Source organism: Streptomyces sp. SM1 (genome assembly GCF_002910825.1).
Taxonomy (GTDB): domain Bacteria; phylum Actinomycetota; class Actinomycetes; order Streptomycetales; family Streptomycetaceae; genus Streptomyces; species Streptomyces okerensis.
On the sequence record NZ_NEUB01000343.1, the window covers coordinates 1 to 4,367 of the forward strand.

Below are 4,367 nucleotides of genomic sequence, written 5' to 3' on the forward strand. Positions count from 1 at the left end.
AGTCGCGCAGCGCCGGTACGCCGCTCAGGGCGTCGACGAGGGGCAGCGCGGCGGCGGGGCCGTCGGCCATGGAGACGGCGACCGCGCGGTTGAGTTCGACGACCGGGGAGGGGGCGCGGGCGGCGAGCAGGGCGTACAGGGTGGCGATCCGGGACCAGTCGGTCTCCTCGTAGCGGTACGCGTGCGCGTGGCAGGCGGCGATGGCCGCCTGGAGTGCGTACGGTCCCGGGGCTCCGGCGGCGGTCGCGTCGGCGAGGGTGAGCGCGGTGACACCGCGGGCGAGGAGCATGCGGTTCCAGCGGGCACGGTTCTGGTCCTTGAGGAGGACCGGCGCGCCGTCCGGACCGGTGCGGGCGGGAGCGCGCGACGCCTGGAACTCCAGCAGCGCGGTCAGCCCGTGCACCTCGGACTCCTTCGGCATCAGCCCGGACAGCACCCGGGCCAGCCGCAGCGCGTCCTCGCACAGGGCGGGGCGCAGCCAGTCGTCGCCGGCCGTGGCGGCGTACCCCTCGTTGAAGATCAGGTAGATGACGTCGAGGACCGAGCCGAGGCGGGCCTCGCGGCCGGGACCGTGGGGCACCTCGAAGACGACGTTCCTCGTCGCCAGGGTGCGTTTGGCGCGCACGATCCGCTGGGCCACCGTCGCCTCCGGTACGAGGAAGGCGCGGGCGATCTCGGGCGTGGTCAGGCCGCCGAGCAGCCGCAGGGTGAGGGCGGTGCGGGCCTCGGCGGACAGCACCGGGTGGCAGGCGGTGAAGACGAGGCGGAGCAGGTCGTCGTCGATGTCGTCCGGGTCGGCGGGCTCCGGTGGCGGGGCGACCCCGGCGGACGGGTCGCAGCCGATCTCGGCCGGCTTCCGGGCGTAGGTCTCCCGGCGGCGGATCAGGTCGACGGCGCGGTTGCGGGCGGTGGTCATGAGCCAGGCGCCCGGATTGTCGGGCACCCCGTCCCTCGGCCACTGCTCCAGCGCGGCGACCAGGGCGTCCTGCGCGAGTTCCTCGGCGATGCCGACGTCCCTGACGATGCGGGTCACGCCGGCGATCACCCGGGGGGACTCCATGCGGAACACGGTCTCGACGGTCCGCGCCGTCTCCGTCTCCGTACCCGTACCCGTCTTCGTACCCGTACCCGTACTGGAGTCCGTCTCCGTGCCCGTGCCGGTACCCGTCGCCGTCCCCGTGTCGCGGGGGTCTGTGGTGGGCTGTGGTGTCACAGCCCACCATCAGACACCCGTACCGCGGCGGAACCAAAGACGGAGCTGGGCGCGGGGCGTCAGCCCTCCTCGACCTCCCGCACCTCGCAGGTCACCGTCCAGTGGTCCTCGTGCACCTTGAGGAACCGCTTGGTCCACTCGACCGCCTCGGCCTTGTCCCTGGCCTGGAGCATCGCGTAACCGCCGACGACCTCCTTGGTCTCGGTGAACGGCCCGTCGGTCACGGACAGTCGACCGCCCTCGTAGTGCACCCGGGTGCCCTGGGCGGTCGGGGTGAGCCCGGCGGTGTCCAGCAGGACCCCGGCCTTGGTCATCTCCTCGATCAGCTCGCCCATCCGCTGCATCAGTTCGGCGCTGGGGCCGCCCTCGGGGGCGTTGTTCTCGTCGATCCGGATCATGGAGAGATAACGCGGCATGGTGGCTCCTCGCATCGTGCGGACCGGGTCCTTCCCGGCCTCTCACCCCTGCGTCGAACGGGAGGGACGGAAATCGACACCCGCGCGGAAGTATTCTCGCGTCACTCCTCCGGTGCGGGCCGGTGCCCGCCGCTCACCTCAGGGAGGCCCACAGCTCCCCCGCCTCCGGCTCGTCCGCCACCACGCGGTTGCGGTCCCAGGGGGCGGGCAGCACCGGCATGGTCAGGGTCGTGACGCCGACCGAGAGCAGTCCCCTCAGGCTCTGTCCGAAACGGGTGAGCTCACCGAGCGAGTCCAGACCGGTGTCGGCGGTGAGGCTCCCGGTGACGGCGTCGGCGACCTCGTAGAGGTGGGCGGGGTCGGTCAGCAGGTCCTGCCGACCGATCTGCTCCAGCAGGGCCTTCACCAGCCGGTGCTGGAGCTCGATACGCTCGAGGTCGCTTCCGCCGCCGATGCCGTACCGGGTGCGGGCCAGCGCGAGGGCGTCCGTGCCGTCGAGGTGGTGGGTGCCGGCCTCCAGCGTGAGATGGCTCCGCTCGTCGTCGATGTCCTCCTCCGTGGTGACGGTGACCCCGCCGAGCGCGTCGACCAGGCGGGCGAATCCGGCGAAGTCGATCTCGATGTAGTGGTCCATCCGCACGTCCGTGAGCGCTTCGACGGTCTTCACCGCGCACACCGGCCCGCCCACCTCGTAGGCGGTGTTGAACATGGCGCCCGACACCGGCCGTGTCGACTCCCCGTCGGGCAGGGGGCAGGAGGGGCGGTCGACGAGGGTGTCGCGCGGGATGCTGACCACCGTCGCGGTGGTCCGTCCGGCGTCGAGGTGGACCACCATGGCGGTGTCGGAGCGGGCACCGCCGTCCTCGCCGCCGCCGAGCTCCTGGTTCTCCTCGCCACTGCGCGAGTCCGAGCCGAGCACCAGGATGTTCAGGGACTCGGTCGGCGGCGGCACCTCGGTGACGCCGGGGGACGGAGTGGTCCGGGCCCTGGCGGGACGGTCGTCGCCCAGCGCACCGTTGATGTCGACGCTGCTGATGTTGTCACTGAGGTGCCAGTACGCCCAGCCGGCCGCCCCCGCGCCCAGCACGAGCAGGCCCGCCAGCGAGAGTCCCGTGATCTTCAGTACCCGCGCCCGCCGGCCGGTCCGTATGCCCGCGCCGTCGGTTTCGCCCCCGCCACTCCCGCCGTCCCCGCTCCCGCCGTCCCCGGCCGCCCCGCTGTCCCCGGGCCCCGTCCCGTCACTCCCGGCGCTCCCGCCGTCCCCGGCCCCGTCGTTCCCCTGATGTCCCGTCACAAGCAGGAACGTAAGTCCGAATTATGACGAGCAGCGACTACCGGACATTTTTCTTGGGAAATTCTCAGACTTTCGACAGGTCCGACAGGTCCGCCGGACCCGAGAGGGTCGACGGGTCCGGCGGCAATCGACAGTTCGAAACTTTCGAAGCGCTCACGCCCCGCCCGGTGCCGCCGTACTGCTCCGCACCACCAGACTCGTCGCCAGCTCCACCCGGGTCGCCGCCTGGCTGTCCTCCCCCTTGCCGAGGTCGAGGACCAGCTTGGCCGCCGCCTCCGCCATCTCCGTCAGCGGCTGCCGTACGGTCGTCAGCGGCGGCCCCACCCAGCGGGCCAGGGGCAGATCGTCGAACCCGACCACACTCAGGTCCTCCGGAATGCGCAGCCCCAGCTCGCGCGCGGCCTCGTACAGGCCGAGCGCCTGGAGGTCGTTGCCGGTGAAGATCGCGGTGGGCCGGTCCTCGCGGCGCAGCAGGGCGAGGCCCTGCCGGTAACCGGCGTCGTGGTGGAAGTCGCCGCCCACGATCAGCTCCGGGTCCACCGGGAGCCCGGCCGTCTCCAGGGCGGCCCGGTAGCCGTCGACGCGGGCGCGGCTGCACATCATCCGCGAGGGCCCGCTGATCGCGCCGATCCTGGTGTGGCCCAGTTCGATCAGATGCCGGGTGGCGGCGAGTCCGCCCTGCCAGTTGGTCGCGCCGATGGACGGCACGTCGGTGCCCGGGTCGCCGGCCGGGTCCATCACCACGAACGGGATGGAGCGGCTGGTCAGCAGGGCCCGCCCGGACTCGTCGAGGCCGGAGAGGACGAGGACCACGCCGTGCGGGCGGCGCGCGGCGACCTGGTCGGCCCAGGTGCGCCCCGGCGTGAGGCGCCCCGCGCTCTCGGAGAGCACCACGCTCAGCCCCGCGTCCCGGGCCACGTTCTCCACCCCCCGGATGACCTCCATCGCCCACGCGCTCTCCAGCTCGTGGAAGACCAGGTCGATCAGGGGCGAGCGGGTGGCCTCGGCGCGCCGTCGCCGGTAGCCGTGTGCGCGCAGCAGTCCCTCGACCCGGCTCCGGGTGCCGGGAGCGACGTCCGCCCGCCCGTTGAGGACCTTCGAAACAGTCGGGGCGGAGACGCCGGCCTCGCGGGCGATCTCGGCGAGCGTCGCGGTCTGGGAGCTGCGCCCTTGAGTCCGGGTTTCAGCGGGCTGCGGGGATGTCATGGTCGCGATCGTAACCCCGCCCGTCCTCTCGACGAAGACCTCCGCACACCTTGAGTTCCCGGAATATTCGCCGCATATGCCGCAACATTCGGCCTGCCCGCGGCCCGTGAGAGAGCCGTTCGTCCGCCCGACGAGCCCCCGGACCTGTCGGCGTTCACCGACCGCTCCGGCCGAGGGTGAGGGAACCGGGCGCGCCGGAACCGCGCCCGGCGGCATCCGGCCCGGACGTCCGGCACAC

General features: G+C 72.7%; 4 protein-coding genes. All 4 read right to left on the bottom strand.

Annotation, left to right across the window (positions count from 1 at the left end):
• A partial coding sequence (locus B9S61_RS08685) for an RNA polymerase sigma factor (RefSeq protein WP_103541733.1) occupies positions 1 to 1,060 on the bottom strand: 1,060 nt, incomplete at its 3' end.
• A 212-nt stretch (positions 1,061 to 1,272) separates the two neighbouring features.
• Entirely contained in the window at positions 1,273 to 1,629 is a 357-nt protein-coding gene (locus tag B9S61_RS08690) for a YciI family protein (protein WP_103541731.1), read from the bottom strand.
• A 133-nt stretch (positions 1,630 to 1,762) separates the two neighbouring features.
• Complete coding sequence (locus tag B9S61_RS08695; protein WP_103541734.1) at positions 1,763 to 2,779, bottom strand: LCP family protein; 1,017 nt, start codon at positions 2,777 to 2,779, stop codon at positions 1,763 to 1,765.
• 297 nt (positions 2,780 to 3,076) lie between these two features.
• Positions 3,077 to 4,129 carry a LacI family DNA-binding transcriptional regulator gene (locus B9S61_RS08700; RefSeq protein WP_103541732.1) on the bottom strand — a complete coding sequence of 351 codons (1,053 nt, stop codon included), beginning with the start codon at positions 4,127 to 4,129 and terminating at the stop codon, positions 3,077 to 3,079.
• Positions 4,130 to 4,367: the final 238 nt, after the last annotated feature.